The following is a 1,454-nucleotide window of genomic DNA, read 5'->3' on the forward strand; positions in this document are numbered from 1 at the left end:
AGGAGACCCAGGCGCTGAACGCCGGCCGGCACACCGACGACCTGGCCGTCCTGCGCCTCGACTGGGGCACCCGCCCGGCCACCGCCTGACGGGCCGGGTCCGCCCGGGAGCGGTGCGCGCGCCTACGCGGTCGGTGCCGCCCCGGGCAGCCGGACGTCGGCCCAGACCGTCTTGCCGGCGTCGTGGACGGCCATCCCCCAGTCGTCCGCGAGCTGGCGGACGATGTGCAGGCCGTGGCCGCCGGGCAGGCCCGGGTGGTGCGGGAGACCGGGCACCGGGAACGCGGGGGCGCCGTCCAGCACCTCGATCCGCAGCCGCTCCCGGGTCAGGTGCAAGGTGATCTGCTGGGCCCCGCCGGCGTGCAGGCGGGCGTTGGCGACCAGCTCGGACACCAGCAGGAGCAGGTCCTCCACGGCCTCCTCACCCGGCCAGGCCCAGTCGGCGAGGGCGGTGCGGGCGAAGTCCCGCCCGAGCACGACCTGCCGGGGCAGCCCGGCCAGCCGCAGCGTCCGCCGCTGCCCGGCGGCGGGCAGGTCCGGCCGGTACCGCTCGATGGCCTCCGCACCTCGCTGTCCGCTGGTCATCTGTTCACTCCGGCATGCTCGTTCATGGATTGTCGGTGGGACGGCTGCCGCACCGCGGGGGCCGGCCACGCTCACGCGCCGGCGAGGGCGTCCGGGACCGAGGCGTGCAGGGAGAACACGGCTCCCGCCCCGGTCAGTTCCAACAGGCGCCCGAACTGGCCGCCGGGCGTCGCGGCGAGCCGCAGCTCGACGTTGGCCTCCTGGGCGGCGAGCCTGGTGCGCAGCAGCAGGTTGAGCCCGGAGGAGTCGCAGAAACTGACGTCCGCCAGGTCCACCACCATCCGGTCCGGGCCCGCCGCGAGGGCCTGGTCCAGCACCTCACCGGCCGGCGCCATGGTGTCCAGGTCCAACTCGCCGGCCAGGGCGACCAGCACGGTGCCCTCGCGCAGCTCCTGGCTGGCCGTCAACCGGCCTGCGGGCGCGTCGCCGAACTGCTCCACCGCGTCCACTCCGTCAATCATCCGTCTTCCTCCGTACAACCCTGGACAACCGCCGACGATAGGCCGGGACGGCGAGAAACGGAAGCGCGGCCGGGCTCGGTGGCAGAACGTGGGCACCTCCCGCCTTCCGTTCGTCCGGTCCGGTTTGTCCGGTGTCATCCGGCGCATGCCCGGGTCGGGCCATCGCATGCACGCCACCCGCAGGCCCACCCGAACAGAGGCAGACATGGAGAGCGAGGGCGGAATACGTGAAGAATATGTGCTTGCATGTTTTTCCGCCGGAATCGGGGTACACGGCGTGGGTCAGCGCGCGGACACACCGCACACACCCCGGTCCGGAAGAGGGAGACCCATGGCCGTCCTGAATCCCACGACGTCGACCACAACGGCGACGATCGCAGCTCCGTCCCTGCCGCACCCGGCGGTGCCG

Annotated in this window: 2 protein-coding genes; both read right to left on the reverse strand. The window is 73.4% G+C overall.

Features of this window, described 5'->3' with window-relative positions; translation table 11 throughout:
* Positions 1-122: 122 nt before the first annotated feature.
* Positions 123-584, reverse strand: a complete 462-nt coding sequence (locus tag ABT014_RS34480; protein ID WP_350643810.1) for an ATP-binding protein — start codon at positions 582-584, stop codon at positions 123-125.
* A 71-nt stretch (positions 585-655) separates the two neighbouring features.
* Positions 656-1,045: an STAS domain-containing protein gene (locus ABT014_RS34485; RefSeq protein WP_350643812.1), complete on the reverse strand. Its 390-nt coding sequence runs from the start codon at positions 1,043-1,045 to the stop codon at positions 656-658.
* Between the last annotated feature and the right edge of the window lie 409 nt (positions 1,046-1,454).

This window comes from Kitasatospora sp. NPDC094015, from assembly GCF_040304075.1.
Taxonomy (GTDB): domain Bacteria; phylum Actinomycetota; class Actinomycetes; order Streptomycetales; family Streptomycetaceae; genus Kitasatospora.